This window comes from Sinisalibacter lacisalsi, from assembly GCF_014640115.1.
Taxonomy (GTDB): Bacteria; Pseudomonadota; Alphaproteobacteria; order Rhodobacterales; family Rhodobacteraceae; genus Sinisalibacter; species Sinisalibacter lacisalsi.
This window is the reverse complement of record NZ_BMGI01000002.1, coordinates 1-23,412: the sequence shown is the minus strand read 5'-3', so window position 1 is coordinate 23,412 and position 23,412 is coordinate 1. Positions and strand designations below refer to the sequence as shown.

28 protein-coding genes, 2 tRNA genes and 1 other annotated feature are annotated in these 23,412 nt (G+C 67.0%); of the genes, 16 read left to right on the top strand and 14 right to left on the bottom strand.

Translation table 11 applies throughout. From position 1 onward, the window contains the following. The first annotated feature begins 62 nt into the window (after positions 1-62). From ccmI to IEW01_RS05945, 3 genes are read left to right on the top strand one after another with little or no spacing between them, the layout of a single operon-like run. Positions 63-1,589, top strand: coding sequence for a c-type cytochrome biogenesis protein CcmI (gene ccmI, locus IEW01_RS05955; RefSeq protein ID WP_188526719.1), 1,527 nt, complete (start codon positions 63-65; stop codon positions 1,587-1,589). Beyond that, positions 1,586-2,050 carry a Holliday junction resolvase RuvX gene (gene ruvX / locus IEW01_RS05950; RefSeq protein WP_188526718.1) on the top strand — a complete coding sequence of 155 codons (465 nt, stop codon included), beginning with the start codon at positions 1,586-1,588 and terminating at the stop codon, positions 2,048-2,050. Before ccmI ends, ruvX begins: the two co-directional genes overlap by 4 nt. Then, positions 2,047-2,268 carry a DUF1289 domain-containing protein gene (locus IEW01_RS05945; protein WP_188526717.1) on the top strand — a complete coding sequence of 74 codons (222 nt, stop codon included), beginning with the start codon at positions 2,047-2,049 and terminating at the stop codon, positions 2,266-2,268. The genes ruvX and IEW01_RS05945 overlap by 4 nt, the downstream gene beginning before the upstream one ends. 41 nt (positions 2,269-2,309) lie before the next feature. Here IEW01_RS05945 and IEW01_RS05940 read toward each other — a convergent pair whose 3' ends face one another. The 7 genes from IEW01_RS05940 to purC form a co-directional block, all read right to left on the bottom strand. Further along, on the bottom strand, positions 2,310-3,107 hold the full coding sequence (locus tag IEW01_RS05940; protein ID WP_188526716.1) for an HpcH/HpaI aldolase family protein: 798 nt from the start codon (positions 3,105-3,107) through the stop codon (positions 2,310-2,312). Between the two features lie 134 nt (positions 3,108-3,241). Beyond that, the gene (locus IEW01_RS05935) at positions 3,242-4,576 is read right to left on the bottom strand and encodes a sigma-54-dependent transcriptional regulator (RefSeq protein WP_188526715.1); all 1,335 of its coding nucleotides are present in this window, start codon (positions 4,574-4,576) and stop codon (positions 3,242-3,244) included. A gap of 71 nt (positions 4,577-4,647) precedes the next feature. Beyond that, positions 4,648-6,453 (bottom strand): sensor histidine kinase, encoded by a 1,806-nt coding sequence (locus tag IEW01_RS05930; protein ID WP_188526714.1) that lies wholly within the window; start codon positions 6,451-6,453, stop codon positions 4,648-4,650. A 37-nt stretch (positions 6,454-6,490) separates the two neighbouring features. After that, the gene (gene purQ / locus IEW01_RS05925) at positions 6,491-7,159 is read right to left on the bottom strand and encodes a phosphoribosylformylglycinamidine synthase subunit PurQ (RefSeq protein WP_188526713.1); all 669 of its coding nucleotides are present in this window, start codon (positions 7,157-7,159) and stop codon (positions 6,491-6,493) included. Beyond that, a complete protein-coding gene (purS, locus tag IEW01_RS05920; protein ID WP_188526712.1) occupies positions 7,159-7,401 on the bottom strand; it encodes a phosphoribosylformylglycinamidine synthase subunit PurS in 243 nt (80 codons plus the stop codon). Before purS ends, purQ begins: the two co-directional genes overlap by 1 nt. A gap of 186 nt (positions 7,402-7,587) precedes the next feature. Beyond that, complete coding sequence (locus IEW01_RS05915; RefSeq protein WP_188526711.1) at positions 7,588-7,980, bottom strand: GFA family protein; 393 nt, start codon at positions 7,978-7,980, stop codon at positions 7,588-7,590. A gap of 209 nt (positions 7,981-8,189) precedes the next feature. Then, on the bottom strand, positions 8,190-8,951 hold the full coding sequence (gene purC, locus IEW01_RS05910; RefSeq protein ID WP_188526710.1) for a phosphoribosylaminoimidazolesuccinocarboxamide synthase: 762 nt from the start codon (positions 8,949-8,951) through the stop codon (positions 8,190-8,192). Between the two features lie 183 nt (positions 8,952-9,134). Here purC and IEW01_RS05905 point away from each other — a divergent pair, with 183 nt between their 5' ends. From IEW01_RS05905 to IEW01_RS05875, 7 genes are all read left to right on the top strand, one after another. Beyond that, positions 9,135-9,449: a DUF1476 domain-containing protein gene (locus IEW01_RS05905; protein WP_188526709.1), complete on the top strand. Its 315-nt coding sequence runs from the start codon at positions 9,135-9,137 to the stop codon at positions 9,447-9,449. A gap of 166 nt (positions 9,450-9,615) precedes the next feature. Next, on the top strand, positions 9,616-10,641 hold the full coding sequence (gene bmt, locus IEW01_RS05900; RefSeq protein WP_188526708.1) for a betaine--homocysteine S-methyltransferase: 1,026 nt from the start codon (positions 9,616-9,618) through the stop codon (positions 10,639-10,641). 132 nt (positions 10,642-10,773) lie between these two features. Further along, a complete protein-coding gene (locus IEW01_RS05895; protein WP_188526707.1) occupies positions 10,774-11,475 on the top strand; it encodes a corrinoid protein in 702 nt (233 codons plus the stop codon). A 3-nt stretch (positions 11,476-11,478) separates the two neighbouring features. Further along, positions 11,479-11,661 (top strand): hypothetical protein, encoded by a 183-nt coding sequence (locus tag IEW01_RS05890; RefSeq protein WP_188526706.1) that lies wholly within the window; start codon positions 11,479-11,481, stop codon positions 11,659-11,661. 52 nt (positions 11,662-11,713) lie between these two features. Beyond that, positions 11,714-11,929, top strand: a complete 216-nt coding sequence (locus IEW01_RS05885) for a hypothetical protein (protein ID WP_188526705.1) — start codon at positions 11,714-11,716, stop codon at positions 11,927-11,929. Continuing rightward, positions 11,929-12,240 carry a YbjQ family protein gene (locus IEW01_RS05880; protein WP_188526704.1) on the top strand — a complete coding sequence of 104 codons (312 nt, stop codon included), beginning with the start codon at positions 11,929-11,931 and terminating at the stop codon, positions 12,238-12,240. Before IEW01_RS05885 ends, IEW01_RS05880 begins: the two co-directional genes overlap by 1 nt. Further along, positions 12,237-12,863, top strand: a complete 627-nt coding sequence (locus tag IEW01_RS05875; RefSeq protein WP_188526703.1) for a DUF1638 domain-containing protein — start codon at positions 12,237-12,239, stop codon at positions 12,861-12,863. The genes IEW01_RS05880 and IEW01_RS05875 overlap by 4 nt, the downstream gene beginning before the upstream one ends. A gap of 118 nt (positions 12,864-12,981) precedes the next feature. Here IEW01_RS05875 and IEW01_RS05870 read toward each other — a convergent pair whose 3' ends face one another. Beyond that, positions 12,982-13,392: a SufE family protein gene (locus tag IEW01_RS05870; RefSeq protein ID WP_188526702.1), complete on the bottom strand. Its 411-nt coding sequence runs from the start codon at positions 13,390-13,392 to the stop codon at positions 12,982-12,984. A gap of 129 nt (positions 13,393-13,521) precedes the next feature. Between IEW01_RS05870 and IEW01_RS05865 the strand changes: the two genes are divergently transcribed. Continuing rightward, entirely contained in the window at positions 13,522-14,004 is a 483-nt protein-coding gene (locus IEW01_RS05865; RefSeq protein WP_188526701.1) for a hypothetical protein, read from the top strand. A 24-nt stretch (positions 14,005-14,028) separates the two neighbouring features. Here the strand turns inward: IEW01_RS05865 and rnd are convergent, their stop codons facing one another. The 3 genes from rnd to purM form a co-directional block, all read right to left on the bottom strand. Then, positions 14,029-15,189: a ribonuclease D gene (rnd, locus tag IEW01_RS05860; protein ID WP_188526700.1), complete on the bottom strand. Its 1,161-nt coding sequence runs from the start codon at positions 15,187-15,189 to the stop codon at positions 14,029-14,031. Between the two features lie 103 nt (positions 15,190-15,292). After that, positions 15,293-15,886: a phosphoribosylglycinamide formyltransferase gene (gene purN / locus IEW01_RS05855; RefSeq protein ID WP_188526699.1), complete on the bottom strand. Its 594-nt coding sequence runs from the start codon at positions 15,884-15,886 to the stop codon at positions 15,293-15,295. Continuing rightward, the gene (gene purM, locus IEW01_RS05850) at positions 15,883-16,932 is read right to left on the bottom strand and encodes a phosphoribosylformylglycinamidine cyclo-ligase (protein WP_188526698.1); all 1,050 of its coding nucleotides are present in this window, start codon (positions 16,930-16,932) and stop codon (positions 15,883-15,885) included. Before purM ends, purN begins: the two co-directional genes overlap by 4 nt. A gap of 101 nt (positions 16,933-17,033) precedes the next feature. Between purM and IEW01_RS05845 the strand changes: the two genes are divergently transcribed. Beyond that, positions 17,034-17,110 (top strand) — tRNA-Ile (locus IEW01_RS05845). Between the two features lie 49 nt (positions 17,111-17,159). Here the strand turns inward: IEW01_RS05845 and IEW01_RS05840 are convergent. Then, entirely contained in the window at positions 17,160-18,698 is a 1,539-nt protein-coding gene (locus tag IEW01_RS05840; protein WP_188526697.1) for a trimethylamine methyltransferase family protein, read from the bottom strand. 134 nt (positions 18,699-18,832) lie between these two features. Here IEW01_RS05840 and IEW01_RS05835 point away from each other — a divergent pair, with 134 nt between their 5' ends. Then, positions 18,833-19,744, top strand: coding sequence for an MBL fold metallo-hydrolase (locus IEW01_RS05835; RefSeq protein WP_188526696.1), 912 nt, complete (start codon positions 18,833-18,835; stop codon positions 19,742-19,744). Between the two features lie 79 nt (positions 19,745-19,823). Beyond that, positions 19,824-19,898 (top strand) — tRNA-Asn (locus IEW01_RS05830). Between the two features lie 161 nt (positions 19,899-20,059). Here IEW01_RS05830 and IEW01_RS05825 read toward each other — a convergent pair. Beyond that, complete coding sequence (locus tag IEW01_RS05825) at positions 20,060-20,326, bottom strand: hypothetical protein (RefSeq protein ID WP_229738112.1); 267 nt, start codon at positions 20,324-20,326, stop codon at positions 20,060-20,062. 156 nt (positions 20,327-20,482) lie between these two features. Further along, positions 20,483-20,539: a sequence feature (sul1 is cis-regulatory element that is thought to sense ions involved in sulfur or methionine metabolism; They are found in Alphaproteobacteria), on the top strand. A 67-nt stretch (positions 20,540-20,606) separates the two neighbouring features. Between IEW01_RS05825 and IEW01_RS05820 the strand changes: the two genes are divergently transcribed. Together IEW01_RS05820 and IEW01_RS05815 are read left to right on the top strand one after the other, a co-directional pair. Next, on the top strand, positions 20,607-22,097 hold the full coding sequence (locus tag IEW01_RS05820; RefSeq protein WP_188526695.1) for a SulP family inorganic anion transporter: 1,491 nt from the start codon (positions 20,607-20,609) through the stop codon (positions 22,095-22,097). Between the two features lie 14 nt (positions 22,098-22,111). Beyond that, a complete protein-coding gene (locus IEW01_RS05815) occupies positions 22,112-22,966 on the top strand; it encodes a universal stress protein (protein ID WP_188526694.1) in 855 nt (284 codons plus the stop codon). A gap of 129 nt (positions 22,967-23,095) precedes the next feature. Here the strand turns inward: IEW01_RS05815 and IEW01_RS05810 are convergent. Beyond that, positions 23,096-23,412: transposase (locus IEW01_RS05810; RefSeq protein WP_229738111.1), on the bottom strand; the 317-nt coding region annotated here is incomplete at its 5' end.

Sequence of the window (23,412 nt, the reverse complement as noted above, 5' to 3'; positions counted from 1 at the left end):
CGCAGGGGGCTTTTGCCGGGCGGTGCAGTCCTATAAGTGGGGGCAAACGGATTGGAGAAGCCATGATCGGGTTCTGGATACTGGCGGGCCTTTTCGCCATCGTTGCCACGGCCATTCTCGGCCGCGCGCTGTTCACCGGCCCGGACGACGCGGCCACGACGGCGGATTACGACATGCAGGTCTACCGCGACCAGCTCAAGGAACTGGACCGCGACGTTGGCCGCGGGGTCATCGGCGCCGAAGAGGCCGAGCGCGCGAAGGTCGAGATCTCGCGCCGCCTGCTCGATGCCGACCGCAAGGCGCAGGCCGGCGAGTTGGCGGGCAAGGCCCCGCGCGGCGCCACCATCGCCGCCTTGGCCCTGTCCGGCGCGGCGATCCTCGGCGGCGGGTTCTGGCTCTACGCCGACATGGGCGCGCCCGGCTACTGGGACATGCCGCTGAAAGCGCGCTTCGAGGCGGCCGAGATCGCCCGTGAAACCCGCGCCAGCCAGGCCGAGATCGAGGCCACGCTCCCGGACTGGGCCGGACCGCCGGCCGAGGCCCCCGCCGACTACCTGGAACTGGTAGACAAGCTGCGCACTGCGGTGGCCGAACGGCCCGGCGAAGTGCAGGGCCAGCTCCTGGTCGCCCAGCACGAGGCGGCACTCGGCAATTACGTCGCCGCCCACGAGGCGATGGCGCGGGCGATCGACCTCAAGGGGCCGAACGCCTCGGCGGAGGAGTATTCCCAATACGCCGACCTGCTCGCGCTCGCGGCCGGCGGCGAGATCTCGCCCGAAGCCGAGGCCGCGATCGACGCAGCGCTGGCGCTCAACCCGCGCGACCATGTCGCGCGCTACTACGCGGGCCTGCTGCACGCCCAGACCGGGCGGCCGGATCTCGCCTTCCCGATCTGGCGCGACCTGCTGGAGGGGTCCGACCCGTCCGAGCCCTGGGTGCCGCCGATCATGGCGCAGATTCGCCAGCTCGCCGCGCTGGCGGGCGAGGACTACACCCCGCCGCAGCTCGAATCGCGCGTGCCGGGGCTCAGCGCCGGCGATATCGCCGCGGCCGAGAACCAGACGCCGGAAGAACGCGCGGAGAGGCTCGAAACCCTCGTCGCCACGCTGATGCAGCGCCTTGCCAACGATGGCGGGACCGCCGCCGACTGGGCCCGGCTGATCGAGGGGCTGGGCGTGCTGGGCGACACCGCGCGCGCCGCCGCGATCTGGAGCGAGGCGCAGACCGTGTTCGCCGGCCGGCCCGACGATCTCGCGCAGATCGACGCCGCCGCCGCCAGCGCCGGGCTGGACGGCGCGGGTCCGGCCCTTGCCGGGCCGACGGCGGAAGACATGGAAGCCGCCGCCGGGATGGAGGCGGAGGATCGCGCCGCGATGATCGAGGGCATGGTTTCGCGGCTCTACGACACCCTGACCGAAGAGGGCGGAACGCCGGAACGCTGGGCGCAGCTTTTCAACGCGCTCGCGGTGCAGGGTGATGCCGCGCGGGCGCAATCGGCCTGGGAGGCGGCGCAGGCCGCGTTCGAGGGCGACCCGGCCACGCTCGATGCCCTGCGCCCGGCCGCGCTGGCGGCGGGAGCGACCGAGTGATCCACGACGAGATCGCCGATTTCGCCGCGGCGCTCGCGCCCGGCGCGGCCCTCGTCGGGCTCGATTACGGCGAGAAGACGATCGGCGTAGCGGTCTCCGATCGGCTGCGCCAGGTCGCCACCCCGCTCGAGACGATCCGGCGCAAGAAGTTCACCGCCGATGCGGCACGGCTGGCCGAGATCGCCACAGCCCGCGGCATCGGCGGCATCGTGCTCGGCCTGCCGCGCAACATGGACGGCTCGGAAGGCCCGCGCTGCCAATCCACCCGCGCCTTCGCCCGCAACCTCGACCGGGTGCTCGGCCTGCCGATCACCTTCTGGGACGAGCGCCTCTCCACCGTCGCCGCCGAACGCGCGCTGCTCGAAGCCGACACCTCGCGCGCGCGCCGGGCGGAGGTGATCGACCACGTGGCGGCCGGGGTGATCCTGCAGGGCGCGCTCGACCGGATGAGGCACCTGTGAGCGAAGCCCCCCTCTCCCCCTGCGTGCGGATCTGCGTGATCCACAGCGAAACCGGCCTCTGCACCGGATGTTTGCGCACCCGCGAGGAGATCGCGGTCTGGGGCCAGCTGTCGAACGACGCGCGCCGTGCGATCATGGACGCCCTGCCGGAGCGCGAGGGGCGGCTGAAGGTCCGCCGGGGCGGGCGCGCGGGGCGCATGGCGCGCGGCAACGGCTGACGCGCCGCGCCCGCGCGGCATTTCACACAAAATTCAGCGATTTACCGGCCGGGAGAGGCCGAGCCGGTCGTCGTCGCGCGGGCCGCGGCAAGCGCGTTCACGAAAGCGCCGCGCAGGAGCGAGACATCGGCGCCGATGCCGAGGAAGGTCACGCCAAGATCGGCATAGCGGGCGAAGGATGCAGGATCGAAGTCGATGATCCCCACCGCCTTGCCACCGGCGCGGATGCGGCGCACGGCGTTGGCGATGGTCTCGACCACTTCCGGCGCGCCGAGATCGCCGGGATAGCCCATGTCGGCCGAGAGGTCGGCGGGGCCGATGAACACGCAATCCACCCCGTCGACGGCGACGATCTCGTCGAGGTTGGCGATCGCGCGCCGGGTTTCGGCCTGCACGATCACGCCGATCTCGGCGTTGGCGGTGGTGATGTAATCGGCGACCTGCCCGTAGCCAGAGGCCCGCGCCAGCGCCGCGCCAACACCGCGCCGGCCCTGCGGCGCATAGCGCGTCGCGCGCACCACCTCGGCGGCCTGCGCGGCGGTATCGACCATCGGCACGAGCAGCGTCTGCGCCCCGAGATCGAGCACCTGCTTGATCACCCACTCCTCGCCCACCGGCACCCGCACCACCGCGCTGGTGCCGCCAAGCTCCAGCGCGCGCAGGTGATCCGCCAGGGCGGCGGGATCATAGGGCGCGTGTTCGGCGTCGAGCAGGCACCAGTCGAAGCCGGCCGCTCCGGCCACCTCGCTCACCAGCGCCGAGCCGGAATTCAGCCACAGGCCGATCTGCATCTGGCCGGATTTCAGCGCGGTTTTCAGGCGGTTGTGCGGGGCGGGCATGGGCAGGTCCTCGTGGTTGGTTGCAACCTGACCTACACCGCGGCCCGCCGGTGATCAAACGCCAAACCGCCCCGCGTCACACTTGCCTGCCCGCAAACGCCTGGGCCCGGGTCCGAACCGGCGTGGCCGGGCGGTCAGAGATAGTCGGAACGCTGAAGCCCGTACTTGGCCATCTTCTCGTTCAGGGTCCGGCGCGGCAGGCACAGCTCCTCCATCACCCCGACGATCGACCCCTTGTGGCGGCGCATGGTGTTGTCGATCAGCATCCGCTCGAAGGCCTCGACGTATTCCTTGAGCGGCTTGCCCTCGGTCGTCATCGTCGCCGATTGCACGTCGTCGTGATCGTTCATCAGGAGCGAACTGATCGTGCCCGAGCCCCGGCGCGATTGCAGCACAGCCCGCTCGGCGATGTTGATGAGCTGGCGGATGTTGCCCGGCCAGGGCGCCTGCAGCAGTTGCGCCGCCTCCTGCGCGCTCACCGTCGGTGCGGCGCAGCCGTATTCCTCGGCGAACTGGTCGGCGAAGCGGGTGAACAGCATCAGGATATCCTCGCCGCGCGCGCGCAGCGGCGGCAGGGTGATCTTCATCTGCGCCAGCCGGTAGAAGAGATCGGGCCGCAGGCAATCCTCGCAGGTCCGCCCGCCGTCCTGCAGGTTGCAGATCGCCACCACCCGGGTTTCTGGCGGCGTGCCCTGGTCGTTGATCCAGGCCAGGAGCCGGGCCTGCAGCGCCATCGGCAGCGCCTCGATATCCTCGAACACCAGCGTGCCGCCGCGCGCCTGCTCCACCAGCGGCTGCTGGCCGCCCTCCTCCATCGGGCCGAACAGATTGGCGCCCAGCGTCTCCTCGTCCTGCCCGGCGAGGCGGACGACGACGAACTTGCGCCCCGCCTTGGCCCCCACCGCGTGAAGGGCATGGGCGACGAGGGTTTTCCCGGTGCCGGTCTCGCCGTCGATCAGAACGTGGCCGTCCGCCTGGCCGAGATCGAGGATATCCTCGCGCAGCCGCTCCATCACCGGGCTGGCACCCACCAGCTTTTTCATGATCGTGGTGCCGTCGCCGAGTTCACGGCGCAGGGCGCGGGCGTCGAGCGTCATCCGCCGCGCCTGCGTCGCCTTCTTGGCAAGCTCGGTCATCCGGTCAGGGTTGAAGGGTTTTTCGAGGAAGTCGTAAGCCCCCACCCGCATCGCCTCGACCGCCATCGGCACGTCGCCATGGCCGGTGATCATGATCACCGGCAGCGAGCTGTCGACGCTCATGAGCTTTTTCAGAAACTGCATCCCGTCCATGCCGGGCATGCGAATATCGGAGATGATCACGCCGGGATAATCCTGGCCGACCGATTTCAGCGCCTCCTCGGCGGAGGGGAAGGTCTCGGTATCGAACCCCGAGAGCGCCAGCCACTGGCTGATGGATTGGCGCATGTCCTGTTCGTCATCGACGATCGCGATTTTCATTGCCTGTGCCATGGTCTTTACCCTCTGGCCCCCTTCGGGCCGAAAATTCCCCGGGCCATCCCCCCGGGTCGGACATTCGCGCCTCATTCGGCCGCTTCGACGCCCGCCTCGTCATTTTCCTTGTCTGCCTTGAAGATAGGCAGTTCCACTTCGAATACAGCCCCCCCCGTTGTCGCATTGCGCGCGGTGAGGCGGCCGCCGAGATCGGCGACGATGCCCGAGGAGATCGCCAGACCGAGCCCGACACCGTCGCCGGGCTGCTTGGTGGTGTAGAAAGGCTCGAACAGCTTGTCGAGATCCTCCACCCCGGGGCCGTTGTCGCGCACCGATATGCGCGCGCTTTCGTCGTCGGCGGTGAGCAGGATGTCGACCTGCGGTGCGTCGACCGTCTTGGTGGCGTCGATGGCGTTGCGCATCAGGTTGATCAGCACCTGTTCGAGGCGGACCCTGTCGCCGATCACGATCACCGGCGCGCGCGGCACGTTGCGGGTGATCCGCACCTGCCGGCGTTTGAGTTGCGGCTCCATCATGCTGAGCGAGGTCGACACGCTCTCGCGCACGTCGAGCGGCGCGAAGGCGTCGCCCCCCTTGCGGGCGTAGGACTTGAGCTGGCGGGTGATCGCGCCCATCCGCTCGATCAGGTCGTCGATCCGCTGGAAACTCGAAAGCGCCTCTTCCGGACGCTTGCGTTGCAGCAGGAGCTTGGCCCCGGCGAGGTAGGTTTTCATCGCCGCGAGCGGCTGGTTGAGCTCGTGGCTCACCGCCGCCGACATCTCGCCCAGCGCCGCCAGCTTGGAGCTTTGCGCCAGCGTCTGCTCGGCCACCTGCAGGTTGGCCTCGGCCTTCTGGCGCTCGGCGACCTCGCGGCTCAGCGCCGCGTTGAGCTGGCGCAGCTCGGCCGATTCGAGCTGGAACAGCATCGAGCGCGAGGTGGCGCGGCGGCTGATGACGTAGAAGGTGAAGGCAAGCAGGATGGCGAAGCCCATGATCTCCAGCGCCAGCACCCCGTTCACCCGCTCGCGCACCGAGGCATAGGTGGTGAAGGAGGTGATCCGCCAGCCCTGGAACGGGATCCGCGCGTCCTGCCGGATCACGTCGTCGCCGTTGAAGAACGCCTCGGAGGGCAGCGACGCCCAGGACGCGGTCGATTGCACCGCGCGGGCGATCGCGGTTCGCGGCTCCACCGCCGAAAAGGCCTCCGCCTCGGCCAGCCCGCGCCATCTGGGCTCGGTCGACAGGATGATCATGCCCTCCGAATCGGTCACCAGGACCGCGTCGGAAATCCCGGCCCAGCTTTGCTCGAATTTCGCCAGATCCACCTCGACGACGATCACCCCGAGATTGGAGCCGCCGCTGGTGATCTTGCGCGCATAGGTGAACCCGTAGGCTCCGACCTCGGTGCGGGTGACGGTGAAGACGGTATCGGAGGACCGCAGCGCCTCGACGTAATAGGGCGCATCGCTGTTGTTGGCACCGAGCCGTTCGCGATTGGTCGCAGCCACGATCCGGCCGTCATTGTCGAGCAACATCAACGAGGCCGCGCCGATCTCTTCGCGAAACGAAATCAGCCGCTGCGACGACATCGCGTAATCGCTCGAACTGAGCGCGCCGATCAGCGCCGGATCACGCGAGAGCAGGAGCGGCACCACCGAATTGCGCTGCAGCTCGCTCATCAGGTTGCCCGAGTAGAGCGCAAGCCGCAGTTCGGCGCGCGACCGTGTCGTCTCGGTGTAACGCGCTGTCAGCCATTCGTTCGAGATCCAGACCGTGACCACCGCTAGGGAGACCAGCACAACCAGCGTAAGCCGGGCGCGCAGCGACAGCCGCTCCGGCACGGGCGGCGCGGTGCGGGCCGGTTTGATCTGGGTTGTCGCTTGCGAGCTCGCCATGGATCGACGATACACCCGCTGCCCTGCGGCTCACAAGTCAGGCCGAGACCAGCGCCTCCGACAACGCGCGGAACATTGCCACCCCGTCGGTGCCGCCATGGGCCGCATCAACCGCGCGTTCGGGGTGCGGCATCATCCCCAGCACCCGCCGGTTGGCCGAGAGAACGCCCGCGATATCGGCGGTGGAGCCGTTCGGATTGTCGACGTAGCGCAGCGCGATCCGGTCTTCCGCCTCGAGCAGCGCCAGCGTTGCCTCGTCGACCTGGTAGTTGCCGTCATGATGCGCGACGGGCACCGTGATCCGCTGCCCCGGCCGGTAGCCGGAGGTGAAGGCGCTTTGCGTGGTTTCCACCGTGAGATCAACGGGTTTGCAGATAAACTTGAGATTGGCGTTGCGCATCAGCGCGCCCGGCAGAAGCCCGGTTTCGGTGAGCACCTGGAAGCCGTTGCACACGCCCAGAACGTAGCCGCCCCGGCCGGCATGGGCGACGATCGACCGGCTGATCGGCGACTTCGCCGCGATCGCGCCGCAGCGCAGGTAATCGCCGAAGGAAAACCCGCCCGGCACGCCGACGATATCGGTGCCCTCCGGCAGGTGGTCGTCCTTGTGCCAGACCATGGTCACATCGGCGCCCGCCCGCTCAAAGGCCACGGCCATGTCGCGGTCGCAGTTGGAGCCGGGGAAAACGATGACCGAGGCGCGCATCAGCCCAGCACCTTCACGGCGTAGCTCTCGATCACGGTGTTGGCGAGCAGCTTCTCGGCCATCTCGGTGGCCTCCGCCTCGGCGGCGGCGGCGTCCTCGGTGTCGAGGTCCAGCTCGATCACCTTGCCCTGGCGCACGCCGTTCACGTTGCCGAACCCGAGCGAACCGAGCGCGTGGCGCACCGCCTCGCCCTGCGGATCGAGCACCCCGGCCTTCAGCATGACATCGACACGGACTTTCATGGGCGCGGCTCCTTCGATTCCCCGGGGCGGTCAAGATCTGGCGCAGTCATACAATGAAGCACCCGGCTGGACCAGATGCAGATATCGTGCAGGCCCGCTTCGGACCGATCCGGCCCAAACGCCGCCTTGGCGGGTGGCCCTGCGGCGGCGGGGTTGGCCCGATTGCCTGCCTGCGCCCCTTGCACCTTACCCTTCAAAGCGATCCGTTTCATCGCGATCACGCTCGTATCGTCGCGCAACCGCAAACGGCGGCAGCCAGGACTCGCGGCGGATGGTCCAAAGCTCGTAGGTCGGTTGCAGTTGGTCCGGCGCATCCAGCGCGCCGAGGTTCACTTCGATCTCGTCGGCGCTGCGCCCGAACACGGTCGAGCCGCAGGTGGGGCAGAAGAACCGCCCGGCGTAGTCGCGGGCTTCACCCTCGATCGTCACCGCATCCCGGGGAAATATCGCCGAGGCGTGAAACAGGGCGCCGTGGTGCTTGCGGCAGTCAAGGCAGTGGCAAAGACCAACCCTGTAGGGTCGCCCCGTCGCGACGATGCGCAGCTTGCCGCACAAACATCCGCCGGTAAAACGGTCCATGTTCCTCCTCCGCAAGGCAAGACCTTTTCACGGGAGTTTGTCAGCCGGACCTTGTTGCGGCAAGGATGAATGGCCCGCCGCGCGCGTGGTTGGTGACGGTCGAACCTCGGCAAGAGGCCCGCCACCGCCCATCTTCGGGTGGCAACGGGCGAGCGCATCCTCCGCATCGCGCAAGACAGGCGGGCCACGGCCCGCCCTGCCCCGCGAGGTCAGTTGATCAGCGTGGGCTTGGTGGTGTGGGTCACGTTCGTGGGCAGCACGCCGAGGCGGCGGGCCACTTCGGTGTAGGCGTCGGTGAGGTTGCCGAGATCGCGGCGGAACACGTCCTTGTCGAGCTTCTGGCCGGTCTCGATATCCCACAGCCGGCAGCTGTCGGGGCTGATCTCGTCGGCCACGATCAGGCGCATGTAATCGTTGTCCCAGATCCGGCCGATCTCGATCTTGAAGTCAACGAGCTTGATCCCGACGCCGAACATCACCCCGGAGAGGAAATCGTTCACCCTGAGCGCCAGCGCGACGATATCGTCCATGTCCTGCTGCGTCGCCCAGCCGAAGGCCATGATGTATTCCTCCGGCACCAGCGGGTCGCCCAGGGCGTCGTCCTTGTAGGAGAACTCGACGATCGGCCGGGGCAGCGGCGTGCCCTCTTCCAGCCCAAGCCTCTTGGCCATGCTGCCCGCGGCAAAATTGCGCACGATGACTTCCAGCGGGATGATCTCGACCTGCCGGATCAGCTGCTCGCGCATGTTCAGCCGCTTGATGAAATGGTTCGGCACGCCGATGTTGGCGAGCCCGGTCATGAAGAACTCCGACAGGCGGTTGTTGAGCACCCCCTTGCCCTCGATCGTGGCCCGTTTCTCGGCGTTGAAAGCGGTGGCATCGTCCTTGAAATACTGCACCAGCGTGCCCGGCTCGGGGCCTTCGTAAAGAATCTTGGCCTTGCCTTCGTAGATCTTCTTGCGTCGTGCCATGGAGGTGCCTTCCGTCGCGCGGAGCCCGGGGCTCCGGGCCTGTTGCCGGGGATATAGTGCAATGCCCCCGCCCCCGCAAGCGGCGGCGCCGGGCGCGGCGGGCGAATTGGCAGCGGATGGGGTTGCCTGACAGCCCGCGCGAGGGCATATGGGTGCCGAGGACGGAAACTGAGGGCTGCATCCATGACCACCTTCGACGATCGCGAAAACGCCTACGAGAACAAGTTCGCGCATGACCAGGAACTGAACTTCAAGGCCGAAGCGCGCTGCAACAAGCTGCTCGGGCTCTGGGCCGCCGAGAAACTGGGCAAGACCGGTGGCGAAGCCGCTACTTATGCCGCCGCGGTGATCAAGGCCGATTTCGAGGAAGCCGGCCACGAGGACGTGGTGCGCAAGGTCGCCGCCGACCTCGGCGACAAGTCCTCCGCCGACGAGATCCGCGCCAAGCGGGCCGAGTTGCTCGCCATGGCGCGCGAGCAGGTTCTCAGCGAACTCTGAGCCACCCAGGCCCGGTCCGCGGATCGCGCGGGCGGGCAGCCGGCCCGCGCGCCGCGCCCGTCGTCGAAGCCCGCCTTCGGCTCATGATCTTCATGCAGCTTTGCGATTTGCGCCGCGCCGGCATTCGTGGCACCTAGGCCCGAAGCAAGCCAGAGGAGACCCCGGCATGACACAGGACGCGCTCAGCCGCCTGCTCGATCAGAACGATTGGTTGATGGCCGACGGCGCCACCGGCACCACCCTGTTCAACATGGGGCTGACCTCGGGCGACGCGCCGGAACTGTGGAACGTCGATGAACCCGACAAGATCCGCGCGCTCTACCAGGGCGCGGTCGACGCCGGGTCCGATCTCTTCCTCACCAACTCCTTCGGCGGGACCGCCGCGCGGCTCAAGTTGCACGAGGCGCACACCCGCGTGCACGAGCTGAACAGGATCGCCGCCGAACTCGGCCGCGAGGTGGCCGACAAGGCCGGGCGCACCGTGGTGGTGGCCGGCTCGATGGGGCCGACCGGCGAGATCATGGAGCCGATGGGCCCGCTCACCTTCGACCGCGCCGTCGAGATGTTCCATGAACAGGCCGAGGGGCTGAAGGCCGGCGGCGCCGACGTGCTCTGGGCCGAGACGATCTCGGCCGGCGACGAATACAGGGCCGCCGCGAAGGCCGCGGAACTGGCCGGCATGCCCTGGTGCGGCACGATGAGCTTCGACACCGCCGGGCGCACGATGATGGGCGTCACCTCCACCGACTTCGTCAGCCTCGTCGAAAGCCTGCCCAACCCACCGATCGGCTTCGGCGCCAACTGCGGCGTCGGCGCCTCGGACCTGCTGCGCACGATTCTCGGCTTCGCCGCCTCGGGCAGCGAGCGGCCGATCATCGCCAAGGGCAACGCCGGTATCCCGAAATACGTTCACGGCCACATCCATTACGATGGCACGCCGGAGCTGATGGCCGATTACGCCGTGCTCGCGCGCGACTGCGGCGCGCGGATCATCGGCGGCTGCTGCGGCACCACGCCGGAACACCTGGTGGCGATGCGCGCGGCGCTGGAAACACGGCCGAAATCCGACACCAAGCCGACGCTCGACGAGATCGTGGCCCGCCTCGGCGCCTTCTCCTCCGCCTCCGACGGCACCGGCGACAACGCCGGCGCGCCGGTGCGCGAACGGCGCGGACGGCGGCGGCGCGACTGACGCCGCCCCGCCCAACCTGCGGCGAAGTCGCCAATCGCGCGCTCGAAGTCGCAAAACGCCAATATCGCCAGCGCGCCAGACCGCATGTAGGAACAGACAACCGCGCATGACGCCGAACGGGAGAGAGCACCCATGGCCGACGAAGACGACGACATCATCCTCTCCGAACTCGACGACGAAGAACTCGTCGCGCAGATGCACGACGATCTCTACGACGGGCTCAAGGAGGAGATCGAGGAAGCCACCCAGATTCTGCTCGCCCGCGACTGGGCGCCCTACAAGGTGCTCACCGTGGCGCTGGTGGCCGGGATGAAGGTGGTCGGCGACGATTTCCGCGACGGCATCCTGTTCGTGCCCGAGGTGCTGCTCGCCGCCAACGCGATGAAGGCGGGGATGGCGATCCTCAAGCCGCTGCTGGCCGAGACCGGCGCGCCGAAGGTCGGCAAGATGGTGATCGGCACGGTCAAGGGCGACATCCACGACATCGGCAAGAACCTGGTGTCGATGATGATGGAAGGCGCCGGGTTCGAGGTCGTCGATCTCGGAATCAACAACCCGGTCGAGAACTACATCGAGACCGCCGAGAAGGAAGACGCCGACATCATCGGCATGTCGGCCCTGCTCACCACCACCATGCCCTACATGAAAGTGGTGATCGACACGCTGGTCGCCGAAGGCAAGCGCGACAAGTATATCGTGCTGGTGGGCGGCGCGCCGCTGAACGAGGAATTCGGCAAGGCGATCGGGGCCGACGCCTATTGCCGCGATGCCGCCGTGGCGGTGGAGACGGCCAAGCAATTCATGGCGCGCAAGCACAACCAGATGGCAGGCTGAGCCTTGGCACCGGGTCGGCGGCTGTTTTTCCTCGCCCTCGCGGGGGGATCGGCCGCCGCCGCGCTCTGGCTGCTCGCCTCCGCGATTCGCGCCGATGCGCTCTCGGGGCAGGTGTTTTTCGCGCTGATGCCGCTCGCGATGCTGTTCGGCATCGCCTGGCAGAAGCTCACCGACAAGGGCGAATGACGCTTGCGGCGCGCCCGGCCCGCCCCCATCTGAAGCGGACAAGGAGGCCCCCATGCCGATCGACAAGTTCGTTCTCATCCTCGTCGTGGTGATCGCCGCCGCCGGGATCACGGTCTGGATCGCCACCATGGTCGCCGCCGCGGTGCAGTTCCCGCTTGGCTGGTTCGTCGTCATCCCGGTGATGCTGGTGGCCTACGTCGCCTGGCGGGTGATCGCCGAGCGGCTCGCCAACACCGACGACGACCACTACGACAGGATGGACAAGTGATGCTGGTTCTCACCACCGACACCGTGCCCGGACGCGAGACGGTCGCGCTCGGCCTCGTGCGCGGCTCCACCGTGCGCGCCAAGCACATCGGCTCCGATATCGTCGCGGGCTTGCGCAACCTCGTCGGCGGCGAGATCCGCGAATACGCCTCGCTGATGGCCGGCGCGCGCGAACAGGCGCTCGACCGGATGATCGCCGAAGCCGAGGCGCTCGGCGCCGACGCGGTGATCGCGGTCCGCTTCGAAACCTCGCAGATCGCCCAGGCCGCGTCGGAAATCCTCGCCTACGGCACCGCGGTCAAACTGAAATGACCGACGACGACACCCGCCTGACCACCGAAGGGCTCGCCGCCAGCGGCAAGGGCCGGGTGCTGGTGATCGGCTGCGGCGCGCTGGCGCGCGAAATCCTTGCGGTGCTGCAGGCGAACGGGCTCACCCATGTCGATCTCGCCTGCCTGCCCGCAATCCTGCACAACCGGCCGGAACGCATTCACACGGCGCTTGAAGATGCGATCGTAAAGCACCGTGATACTTACGAAACAATCTTCGTGGCTTACGCCGATTGCGGCTCCGGCGGCCGTATCGCGGAGGTCTGCGCCCGTTACGGCGTCGAGATGCTGGAAGGCCCGCATTGCTACAGCTTCTTCGAGGGCAATGAGGCCTTCGCCGAGCGTGACGAGGCCACCGCCTTCTACCTCACCGATTTCCTCACCCGCCAGTTCGAGGCCTTCGTGATCAAGCCGCTCGGGCTCGACCGCCACCCCGAACTGCGCGACGCCTATTTCGGAAATTACGAAACGCTGGTCTATCTCGCCCAGACCGACGACCCGGCGCTCGACGCCCAGGCCCGCGCTGCCGCCGCCCGCCTCGGCCTCGCCTACGAGCGCCGCCAGACCGGCTACGGCGACCTCGCCCCGGCGCTGGCCCGGCTCTGATCCGGCTTCATCCCGGTGGAAATATCTCGGGGGGCACGCGGGAGGCGGTCCTCCGGCACGACGGGCAGCCCAAAAACCAATCCACAATGCGCGCCGAAGCCGCACCGCCGGATCGCGGTCAGGCCGCCTCGGTCGCGAGCTTGCGGATCCGTTCGACCATCGCCCTGAGCCCGTTGGTGCGCTGGCCCGAGAGGTGTTCTTCGAGGTGCAACCGGCCAAGCTCGGCCTGCGCGTCGATCGCCGTCACCTTCGCCACCGGCACCCCGTCGTAGAGCGCGTGCAGAACGGCGATGATCCCGCGCACGATGAGCGCATCCGAATCCCCGTCGAAATGGAAGGTGGCGTTCTCGATTCGCGGCGCCAGCCAGACCTGGCTGGCACAGCCGTCCACCTTCGTCGCCGGAACCTTCAGTGCCTCGTCGAGCGGTTGCATCCGCTTGCCGAGGTCGATCACCATCGCGTAGCGGTCTTCCCAGTCGTCGAGAAACTCGAAATCCTCGACAATCGCTTCGAATGCTTCCGTGGCCATGCGCGCCTCTCCTGTTTCAGCCCCCTTCACCTAGGATGCGCCACACCAAAGGTCCAGACCCGCACGTGGCGGGTTTTCAAACCCGCGCGCCTGCGTTACTCAAGGCAAGGACCACGGGGGAAGATCAACATGGCCCGCATTGCCCGCCTATTCGTCGCGCTCAGCCTCGTTCTCGGCCTCGCCGCCTGTAGCGATGGTATCAACCTGAACCCGCTGACCTGGTTCGGCGCGGCCTCCAATCCGGATGACCGGATGGTGGCGCTCGAGCCGTCCGGCGGCTACGCCGATTCGAACGACCGCCGCCTGCGTGTCGACCAGGTCACCGACCTGAGGATCGAGCGCACCACGGCGGGGGTGATCGTGCATGCCTCCGGCCTGCCGCCGCGCGTCGGCTACTGGGATGCCGAGCTGGTGCCCGAGAACGATGGCGAACCCGAGGGCGGCGTGCTGACCTACGTCTTCCGCATCGCCCCGCCGCGTTGGGCCACCCCGGCCTCGACGCCCTACGCCCGCACCGTGGAAGTGGCCGAGTTCATCTCGAATTCCGCGCTGCGCGACGTGCGCTCGATCCGCGTGGTCGGCGAGCGCAACAGCCGCACCGCCGGGCGCTGACCGCCCCGGCGCGCCGGCGCCGGATCAGACCTCGATCACCCGAACGCTCTGGCCCTTGGCCGCAAGCGCCAGCTTGCCCTCGCACAGGCGCAGCGCGTCATTGCCGAAAACCTCGGCCCGCCAGCCCTTAAGCGCCGCCACGTCGCGCCGTCCGGCGGCGAGCAGGTCGAGGTCGGCGGCATTGGCGATCAGCCGCTGCGCCACCTTCGTTTCTTCCGACCGCGCCTTCAGCAGCACCCGCAACAGGTCGGCCAGCGCCGGGTTGACCTGCAGCTTCTCGCGGCCGCTGACCGGCGGCGTCGGCATCTTCTCGGGCGGCGTTTCCAGCCCGGCTTTCACCGCGGCGAGGATCCCTTCCGCGATCTCGCCGCGCCGGGCCTCGCGCAGCAGCAGCCGCGAGCGCGACAGATCGGTCATATCAGTGGGCTTGGTCGAGGCCAGCTCGACGAGGGCATCGTCCTTGAACACCCGGCTGCGCGGCACGTCGCGCGATTGCGCGTAGCCCTCGCGAAACCGCGCCAGTTCCTTCACCACGGCGAGGAACTTGCCCGAACTGGTCCGCGTCTTCACCCGCAACCAGGCCTCGGAGGGCTCCACCCGGTAGGTCGCCGGATCGTTCAGCACCGCCATCTCTTCCTCGACCCAGGGGGCCCGCCCGGTCTCTTCCAGTTCGGCCGAAAGCACCTCGTAGATCCGGCGCAGGTGGGTGACATCGCCCAGCGCGTATTTTTTCTGCGCCTCGCTCAGTGGCCGGCGCGACCAGTCGGTGAAACGCGACGACTTGTCGAGATCGGCGCGCGCGATCTTGCGCACCAGCGTCTCGTAGCCAACCTGGTCGCCGTGGCCGCAGACCATCGCCGCCACCTGCGTGTCGAACAGCGGCGCCGGGATCAGCCCGGCGTCGACGTAGAAGATCTCGAGATCCTGGCGCGCGGCGTGAAACACCTTCACCACGTTCGGATCGCGGAACAGATCGTAGAGCGGTTCGAGCGAGAGCCCCTCGGCCAGCGGATCGACCAGAACCGCGTTTTCGGCCTCGTCTCCGGGCACGGCCAGCTGCACCAGGCAGAGCTTGGAATAATAGGTGCGCTCGCGCAGGAACTCGGTATCGACGGTGACGTAAGGATGAGCGGCGGCGCGGGAACAGAACTCGGCCAGCGCCTCGGTGGTTGTAATGGTGATCATGTAAGCTTTCGGTCTCGTCGTCTCTTGCGCGTTGATGCCGGTGTATCGGGGTTCGGCGCGGGAATAAAGCGCCATGCCGCGAGCGGCGCGCATCGACGCGGCCTCAGGGCAGGAAAACCGGCGTCCTGTCGCCCGCCGCGTAGCGCCGCAGCACCGCCGGGTAGAGCTCGTGCTCCATCGGCAGCACCCGGGCGGCCAGGCGCTCGGGGGTGTCGCCCGGCAGGATCGGCACCCGCGCCTGGCCGAGGATCGGCCCGCCATCGAGTTCCGCCGTCACCTCGTGCACGCTGCAGCCCGCCTCGCTGTCGCCGGCGGCCAGCGCCCGGGCGTGGGTGTCGAGGCCGCGGTATTTCGGCAGCAGCGAGGGGTGAATGTTGAGCGCGCGCCCGGCCCAGCGCGCGGTGAACCACGGCGTGAGGATGCGCATGAAGCCCGCGAGGCAGAGAATGTCGGGCCGGGCGGCCTCCAGCACCCGGGCCAGCTCGGCCTCGAAGGCAGCGCGGTCGCCCGCGAACCGGCGGTGATCCACCACCGCCGTGGCGATACCCATCGCCTCGGCCCGTCCCAACCCGCCCGCGCCGGGCAGGTTCGACACGACGAGCACCGGCCGCGCCGGGTGATCGCCCACCATGCTCTCGGCCAGCGCCACCATGTTCGATCCCGACCCCGAGATCAGGATCGCGACGCGCTTCGTCACGCGAGGCTCCCGAGGTAGCGCACGCCCTCGCCCGGGTGCAGCCGGCCAATCTGGAACACGGTTTCACCCGCCGCCTCGAGCGCCGTGCGCACGGCGGCGAGGCTTCTCGCCTCGACCACCAGCACCATGCCGATGCCGGAATTGAAGGTCTTGAGCAGTTCCGCCTGGTCGAGCCCGCCGGTCTCGGCAAGCCAGCGAAACACCGGCGGGAGCGTCCACTCGCCGAGATCGACGAGCGCCCCCAGCCCCTCGGGCAGAACCCGCGGCAGGTTCTCGGTCAGCCCGCCGCCGGTGATATGGGCGAGCGCATGCACCTCCCCTGCCGCCAGCGCCGCCAGCGCCGGCTTGACGTAGAGACGCGTCGGCGCGAGCAGCGCCGCGCCAAGGCTCGTGCCTTCGTCCCACGGGCAGGCATCGTCCCAGCCGAGGCCCGAGACCTCGACGATCTTGCGCACCAGGCTGTAGCCGTTGGAATGCACCCCGTCGGAGGCGAGCCCGAGCAGCACGTCGCCCTCGGCCACGCCCGCCGGCAGCGCCGCACCGCGTTCCATCGCTCCCACGGCGAAGCCCGCAAGGTCGAAGTCGCCCGCGTCATACATCCCCGGCATCTCCGCCGTCTCGCCGCCGATGAGCGCGCAGCCGGACGCGGTGCACCCCGCGGCGATGCCTTCGACGATGCTGGCCGCGGCCTCGACCTCGAGCTTGCCGGTGGCGAAATAGTCGAGGAAAAACAGCGGCTCCGCACCCTGGCAGACCAGATCGTTCACGCACATCGCCACCAGGTCGGTGCCGATGGTGTCGACCTTGCCGGTGTCGATCGCGATCCGCAGCTTGGTGCCCACCCCGTCGGTCGCGGCGACCAGGATCGGATCGCGGTAGCCGGCCGCCTTGAGATCGAACAAGGCGCCGAACCCGCCGAGCCCGGCCATCACCCCGGGCCGGTTCGTGCGCCGCGCGGCGGGCTTGATCCGCTCGACAAGTGCGTTGCCTGCGTCGATATCCACACCGGCGTCGGCGTAGGTGATCCCGTTCTTCTTCCCGGTCATGGCAGCCCCCGATACGATTGCCGACGCGATAGCCCAAGGGCGCGCGATTGGCAACGCCCGCTTGACCCCGCCGCGCCCCATGCTACCTCTAGCGCCACGGTGGGCCTGTAGCTCAATTGGTTAGAGCAGGGCGCTCATAACGCCTTGGTTGGGGGTTCGAGTCCCTCCGGGCCTACCATCCCCCCGCCAGCCGGATGCGCATCCGCAGGGGCGGCGCGTGGCCGGCCTCAGATCACGGCGCGACGGCCCGAAACCGTGGCCTTGCCGATGATTTCCTCGTCGGCCCGGGTGCGCAGCCGGCGGATCTCGGCGCGTGCCGCCGCGTCGGGCAGGCCTTCGGGCGGGTCCGCGGCGATCAGCGCGCGGGCCTTGTCGCGCGCGGCTTCCCAGGCCCCTGCCCGGCCCGCCTTGTCGTAATCGTCGCGCCGGTCGCGCTGAAACACTTCCGGGCGGTATTGCGAGCGGCACAGCGCCAGGGTCTGCCCGGAGGCGAGGAAATGGCCGCCGAGGCCGATCTCGCTCACCTCGTCCCAGTTGAACGCCGCCTCGCTCAGATCGGGCACCGCCACCAGCGCGCGCAGGTAGCCGCCCAGTTCGTCGTCGAGCACCGCCTGCACCGGGTCGAACACCGTCGCGGTCTGCAACTGGCCGACGCCGCCGAGGATGTCTGTCCCCGCCATCGCCACCATCTGTCCCAGCATCGCCCGTTCCGCCATCGACTGGCGGTCGGCGGCGGGGGTGTCGGAGCCCATGCCGTAGGTATGGGTGACAAGCCCCAGCCCGCGCAGCACCTCCACCGCCAGCGCCTTGGCCTGCAGGCTCTCCGGGCAGGCGTGCAGCGCCTGGCCGGTGGCCATGTCGAGGGTGAACATCAGCGGCGTGGCGATTACGGCCAAACCGGGCGCGAGGACGTGGCCCATCGTCACCATCGCGAGGATCTCGCTCACCGCCATCAGCACGTTGCCGGCCACCGAGAGCGGCGCGGTGCCGCCCGCCGAGGGCAGCGAGCAGGCATGCACCGGCAGCCCCGCGCGCCCCGACTGGATCAGCGCCTCCACGTCCATCACCTTGAACTCCAGCGGCGTGAAGGAACACATGATCGTCGAGGCGATCGGGCGATCGGGCGTCGACCCCGCCACCTCGGCGATCTTCACCAGGAACTCGACGTTCTCGACGTTGTAGGGCTGCAGCCAGATGTGCTTGTCGGTGTTCACGATCAATTCGCCGACGCCGTGGATGTCGCTCGTCAGCTCGTGCACGCCGTAGGAAAACGGATGCGCGATGAACCCCACCTGGTCGAGCCCGTTGGCCAGCCGGGCGATGGTGGCGACGTCGGAGATCTCCATGTTGCGAAAATCGCCACTGTCGATCTCGATGAAACCATGCGCGCCGGTGCCGGTGCGCATCACGAAGCCATGGTCGCCGCGCGGCAGGGGCACGTCGCGGTCGGGTTGCTTGCCGGCGAGCAGAACCTGTTTCGGCGTCGCCGCCAGCGCCTCCTCCACCAGCGCGCGCGGCAGGCGCAGGCGCGAAGGCTCGCGCCCCGGCCGCGCCCCGGCCGCCAGAAGCGCCGCATGGGCGGCTTCGTGGATCACCGCCACGCCATGCTCCTCCAGCAGCCGCAGCGCGCGCGCCACCAGCGCCGCGCGGGCCTCGGCCCCTGCCAGTTCGAACCGCGGGCGCGGCGCGGCAAGCGCGGCCTGGCGAAAGGCGTGCGCCGCGGGCGGGCTCTCGGCGGCGCGGTCCTTGCGCGGGCGGCGGGCCATCGGCGGTGTCTCCTCGTTCGGCCCCGTCGGCGTCGCGTCCGGAGCCCCTGCAGGCGGCGCGAGCATGGCGCGGGGCCATGGCACATGCAAGCACCCCCCTTGCCTTCGCCGCCGCGCCGGGGTTTCGTGCCGCCATGAAGGACGCAAGGCCCACCCCCGGCGTGATCCAGCCGCTCGCCCCCGGCATCCGGCTGCTGCTCGCTCCCAACCCCTCGCCGATGACGCATTGGGGCACCAACACCTATGTTCTCGGCGAAGGCGCGGTGACGGTGCTCGATCCCGGCCCCGCGATCCGCGCCCACTACGATGCAATCCTGGCGGGCCTCGCCCCCGGCGAACGGGTGGCGCGGGTTCTGGTGAGCCATGCGCACCTCGATCATTCCCCCCTCGCCCGCCCGCTGGCCGAGGCCACCGGCGCGCGCGTGCAGGCCTTCGGCCCGCCCGAGGCCGGCCGCAGCCCGGTGATGGCCGACCTCGCCGCGCGCGGGCTGGCCGCCGGCGGCGAGGGCGTGGAGCACGGGTTCACGCCCGATGTGCAGCTCGAAGACGGCGAGACGCTCGATATCGGCAACGGCCGCAGGCTCGAGACGATCTGGACGCCGGGCCACTTCGCCGGCCACCTGAGCTTCGCGCTGGACGAGGTGATCTTCACCGGCGATCACGTCATGGGCTGGGCCTCGACGCTGATTTCGCCGCCCGACGGCGACCTCACCGCCTTCCTCGCCTCCTGTCACAGGCTCGCGGCGCGGCGGGCAAGGCTGTTCCTGCCCGGCCACGGCGCGCCCGTGACCGACCCCGCCGCCCGGCTCGACTGGCTCGTCGCCCACCGCAAGAGCCGCGAGGCGGAGATCCTCGCGGCCCTAGCAAAAGGCCCGGCCACGCCCGACGGCCTCGCCCGCGCGATCTACGCCGACACGCCCGCCGCCCTCCTGCCCGCCGCCGCGCGCAACGTCTTCGCCCACCTCATCGATCTCACCACCCGCGAGATCACCCGCCCGCGCCCCAAACTCGCCGCCGACGCCAGCTTCGAACGCATCGGCGACTGAGGCCACGCAAGGGGCGGGAAAAAATAAGCCCCAGCCCCCTTGCCAGCCCCCCCGCATGTTGCTAAATCGCCGAGCGTGTTCCGGCGTAGCTCAGCGGTAGAGCAGTTGACTGTTAATCAATTGGTCGTAGGTTCGATCCCTACCGCCGGAGCCAAAAACCCAAAGAAAAGCAAGGTTTTAGGCATCACCCCACAAGGGACCTGTATGTTTTTCGCTCAGGGGTAACATCTCGGGTAACAGAATGAGCGTAGAATCCCGCGAGGTAAGAGCCGGGCAGTTTTCACCATTCGGCCAAGCTCACGTCCACTGTCGGGATCAGGAGACTAGTGCCGCGCCGAGAAATTGAATTAGTGGGAAAGCGCGATCGTCGCGCCACGGAAGGTGACGCGGGTAGGCTTTTTCCAGTTTGCGGCGGTAGTCCTCATCCGCGCAGCCCTGCGGGAAGTCGTTCGTGTTCTCTCGGTAGAGCTTTGCGAACTGTTTCAACGTGTTGTCACGGTGATGAAACTCGTCGCCAGGGATCACTTTGAACGTCGACGCCGCACGATCTCGTAGCTTTCCTCTTGGCTGGCCGGACGCCATGAAGACTCAACACGGCTACCGTTCTTGACCTAGTCTATGCCTCTTTCTACTCCCGTTGCTCCCAACTTCCGACAAAAACGAAGCAAAGTTTTCGTTGTGATAGCCGCTATCGAGTTGCTCTTCTCCTCAGAACGCTCTATGCGGCACCGCAGCGAACTTGGACCTGGGATAGATCCCGGGTGGCTCTTCCGGCCGCCGATCCGCCGGACAACGATAGACAACTGTGCGAATGCACTCCGGCTTTGCGTCTCATGCCTGGCCGGTATCGGATACCTATTTCATGATTTCACTCGATGCTTATCGCAGCCAGTGGCTGGGAAACATTCGCGGCGATTTGCTGGCCGGTCTCGTGGTGGCGCTGGCGCTCATCCCCGAGGCTATTGCCTTTTCAATTATTGCTGGCGTCGACCCGAAGGTCGGGCTTTATGCAAGTTTCTCGATCGCTGTGATCATTGCGATCACTGGTGGCAGACCCGGCATGATTTCGGCCGCAACCGCAGCGACCGCTGTTCTGATGATCACGCTCGTGAAGGATTACGGCCTGCAATATCTCTTGGCGGCCACGGTTCTGGCAGGTCTGTTGCAGATCGCAGCCGGGCTATTCAAGTTGGGTTTCATCATGCGGTATGTGTCGAAATCCGTCATGACGGGGTTCGTGAACGCGCTCGCCATTTTGATCTTCATGGCGCAACTGCCCGAACTCGATCCGCGCGAGGTGACATGGATCACTTATGCGCTTGTCGCAGCCGGTCTCGCCATCATCTACCTGTTTCCGCTTCTAACTATTGCGGTCCCATCACCGCTTGTCACCATCGTCGTCCTCACAGCCCTGGCGTTTGCACTCGGCCTTGATGTGCGCACTGTCGGCGATATGGGCGAGTTGCCCGACACACTGCCGATATTTCTCATTCCACAGATCCCGTTCACCTTCGAGACCTTGATGATCATCCTGCCTTATTCGGTGGCGGTTGCGGTTGTGGGCCTTCTTGAAAGCCTTATGACGCAGAACATCGTTGATGATCTGACGGACACAAAATCGAACCGCTCTCAGGAAATGGTCGGGCAGGGCATTGCCAATACCGCGACTGGATTTATTGGCGGCATGGCGGGCTGTGCGATGATCGGTCAGTCGATCATCAATGTGAAATCCGGCGGTCGTGGGCGGCTGTCGTCCTTCGCAGCAGGTGTGTATCTGCTCTTCATGGTGGTGGTTCTAGGTGATCTGGTCAGCATTATCCCAATGGCGGCCCTTGTGGCGATCATGATCATGGTCGCGATCGGTACCTTTTCATGGTCTTCAATCAAGGCGCTCACGGTTCATCCCAGATCCTCGTCCATCGTAATGATCGCCACGGTGGTGACAGTCGTCTATACCCATAACCTGGCAATCGGGGTGCTGGTCGGCGTGCTGCTTTCGGGAATCTTCTTTGCCGGCAAGATCGCGCAACTGTTCAAGGTGACGACCGATATCACCAAGAGCGGAAGTCATCGTACCTATGTGGTAGAGGGTCAGCTCTTCTACGGGTCGGTTGAGGATTTCATGAACGCATTCGATTTCAAGGAGGCGCTGACCAAGGTCATCATTGATGTCAGCCAGGCGCATATCTGGGACATATCCAGCGTACAGGCATTGGACATGGTGATCCTCAAGTTCCGTCGTGATGGCGCTGAGGTCGAAGTCATCGGTATGAATGAAGCGACTGAAACCATCGTTGATAAGCTTGCCATCCACGACATGCCTGGTGCGATGGACAAGTTGATGGAACATTGAGGGAGGAGAAGACCATGACAAAGAAAATTATCGCGCTGGTGGACGGGTCAATCTATTCGGAAAGTGTATGTCATCACGCCGCATGGATCGCCAAGAGAACAGACGCACCGGTAGAGTTGATCCATGTGCTCGGTCGGCGTGAAAACTCCGCCAATACGGACTTGTCCGGGGCCATCCGCCTCGGCGCGCGCAGTAAACTTCTTGAAGAACTCGCGGATCTGGACGCGCAGCGCGCCAAACTGATCAGCCATCGCGGCCGCGCCGTCCTTGAGGATGCACGCGCGATCGTCGATCAGGACGGCGTGACGGAAATCACGACCCGCCTGCGTCATGGCGACGTGGTCGAAGCGATTGCCGAAATCGAAGAAGACGCCCGTGTCATCCTGATCGGCAAACGGGGCGAAGCAGCGGATTTCGCCAAGGGGCATCTAGGCTCGAACCTCGAACGCATCGTGCGCGCGGCCCATCGGCCGGTCTTTGTCGCATCGCGCGCGTTTCACCCCATCGAGTCGGTGCTGGTCGCCTATGACGGCGGAAGTTCCTCGATGAAGGCCGTGGATCATATTGCTCGCAGTTCGCTTTTCGTGGATCTCAAGGTCACTGCCGTCACGGTCGGCGGCGAAACCCCTGAGGTCAAGAAGGGGCTTGCGGATGCCAAGGCTCTGTTGAAGGCGGCGGGCATTGATGCGGACACACGTGTCATCGAAGGTCAGCCGGATACCGAACTTGGCAAGCTGGTCGAGGATGAAGGTTTCGGCATGGTCGTGATGGGCGCCTATGGCCATAGCCGTATCCGCAGCCTTGTGATCGGCTCAACCACGACTGAAATGGTGCGCAGCTGCAAGGTTCCTGTCGTCCTGATGCGGTAAAGCCAATGGATGAGCCGACCCAGAAAGACCTGAAGGCGCTGTTCTTGATACGGCTTGAAAAAGAGCTGCGCGCATTACGGGTCACGTCCGTCAAGATGGTGTAAATTCCTGGATGGCCTGAGGTCATGATCAGGCGGCTTTCGTTGTTATGCTGAGAATGGGGTCGATCTCCTCCTTATCGATCTGGGCGAAGGCTTCGACCATCATGTAGCGGCTTGAGGTCTGCCATTCGTCGTTCTGCTCGAACAGCACGGCGCCGATCAGGCGCATGATCGAGGCCTCGTTCGGGAAGATCCCTACGACGTCGGCACGGCGCTTCACTTCCTTGTTCAGGCGCTCGATCGGGTTCGTAACCGGTATGAGGTTCTCGGTGCCGATGTTCGGCGTTGATTCTTTGATCAGGGTGTATGCTGCGAGCATCCGGGACAGAGGCACCGGGAGCACGA

Bases quoted from the DNA above. Each gene is read 5' to 3' on its own strand.
- ccmI (WP_188526719.1), top strand. From the start codon at position 63: ATGATCGGGTTCTGGATACTGGCGGGCCTTTTCGCCATCGTTGCCACG.
- IEW01_RS05940 (WP_188526716.1), bottom strand. From the start codon at position 3,107: ATGCCCGCCCCGCACAACCGCCTGAAAACCGCGCTGAAATCCGGCCAG.
- IEW01_RS05935 (WP_188526715.1), bottom strand. From the start codon at position 4,576: ATGGCACAGGCAATGAAAATCGCGATCGTCGATGACGAACAGGACATG.
- IEW01_RS05930 (WP_188526714.1), bottom strand. From the start codon at position 6,453: ATGGCGAGCTCGCAAGCGACAACCCAGATCAAACCGGCCCGCACCGCG.
- purQ (WP_188526713.1), bottom strand. From the start codon at position 7,159: ATGCGCGCCTCGGTCATCGTTTTCCCCGGCTCCAACTGCGACCGCGAC.
- purS (WP_188526712.1), bottom strand. From the start codon at position 7,401: ATGAAAGTCCGTGTCGATGTCATGCTGAAGGCCGGGGTGCTCGATCCG.
- IEW01_RS05915 (WP_188526711.1), bottom strand. From the start codon at position 7,980: ATGGACCGTTTTACCGGCGGATGTTTGTGCGGCAAGCTGCGCATCGTC.
- purC (WP_188526710.1), bottom strand. From the start codon at position 8,951: ATGGCACGACGCAAGAAGATCTACGAAGGCAAGGCCAAGATTCTTTAC.
- IEW01_RS05905 (WP_188526709.1), top strand. From the start codon at position 9,135: ATGACCACCTTCGACGATCGCGAAAACGCCTACGAGAACAAGTTCGCG.
- bmt (WP_188526708.1), top strand. From the start codon at position 9,616: ATGACACAGGACGCGCTCAGCCGCCTGCTCGATCAGAACGATTGGTTG.
- IEW01_RS05895 (WP_188526707.1), top strand. From the start codon at position 10,774: ATGGCCGACGAAGACGACGACATCATCCTCTCCGAACTCGACGACGAA.
- IEW01_RS05885 (WP_188526705.1), top strand. From the start codon at position 11,714: ATGCCGATCGACAAGTTCGTTCTCATCCTCGTCGTGGTGATCGCCGCC.
- IEW01_RS05880 (WP_188526704.1), top strand. From the start codon at position 11,929: ATGCTGGTTCTCACCACCGACACCGTGCCCGGACGCGAGACGGTCGCG.
- IEW01_RS05875 (WP_188526703.1), top strand. From the start codon at position 12,237: ATGACCGACGACGACACCCGCCTGACCACCGAAGGGCTCGCCGCCAGC.
- IEW01_RS05870 (WP_188526702.1), bottom strand. From the start codon at position 13,392: ATGGCCACGGAAGCATTCGAAGCGATTGTCGAGGATTTCGAGTTTCTC.
- IEW01_RS05865 (WP_188526701.1), top strand. From the start codon at position 13,522: ATGGCCCGCATTGCCCGCCTATTCGTCGCGCTCAGCCTCGTTCTCGGC.
- rnd (WP_188526700.1), bottom strand. From the start codon at position 15,189: ATGATCACCATTACAACCACCGAGGCGCTGGCCGAGTTCTGTTCCCGC.
- purM (WP_188526698.1), bottom strand. From the start codon at position 16,932: ATGACCGGGAAGAAGAACGGGATCACCTACGCCGACGCCGGTGTGGAT.
- IEW01_RS05840 (WP_188526697.1), bottom strand. From the start codon at position 18,698: ATGGCCCGCCGCCCGCGCAAGGACCGCGCCGCCGAGAGCCCGCCCGCG.
- IEW01_RS05835 (WP_188526696.1), top strand. From the start codon at position 18,833: ATGAAGGACGCAAGGCCCACCCCCGGCGTGATCCAGCCGCTCGCCCCC.
- IEW01_RS05825 (WP_229738112.1), bottom strand. From the start codon at position 20,326: ATGGCGTCCGGCCAGCCAAGAGGAAAGCTACGAGATCGTGCGGCGTCG.
- IEW01_RS05820 (WP_188526695.1), top strand. From the start codon at position 20,607: ATGATTTCACTCGATGCTTATCGCAGCCAGTGGCTGGGAAACATTCGC.
- IEW01_RS05815 (WP_188526694.1), top strand. From the start codon at position 22,112: ATGACAAAGAAAATTATCGCGCTGGTGGACGGGTCAATCTATTCGGAA.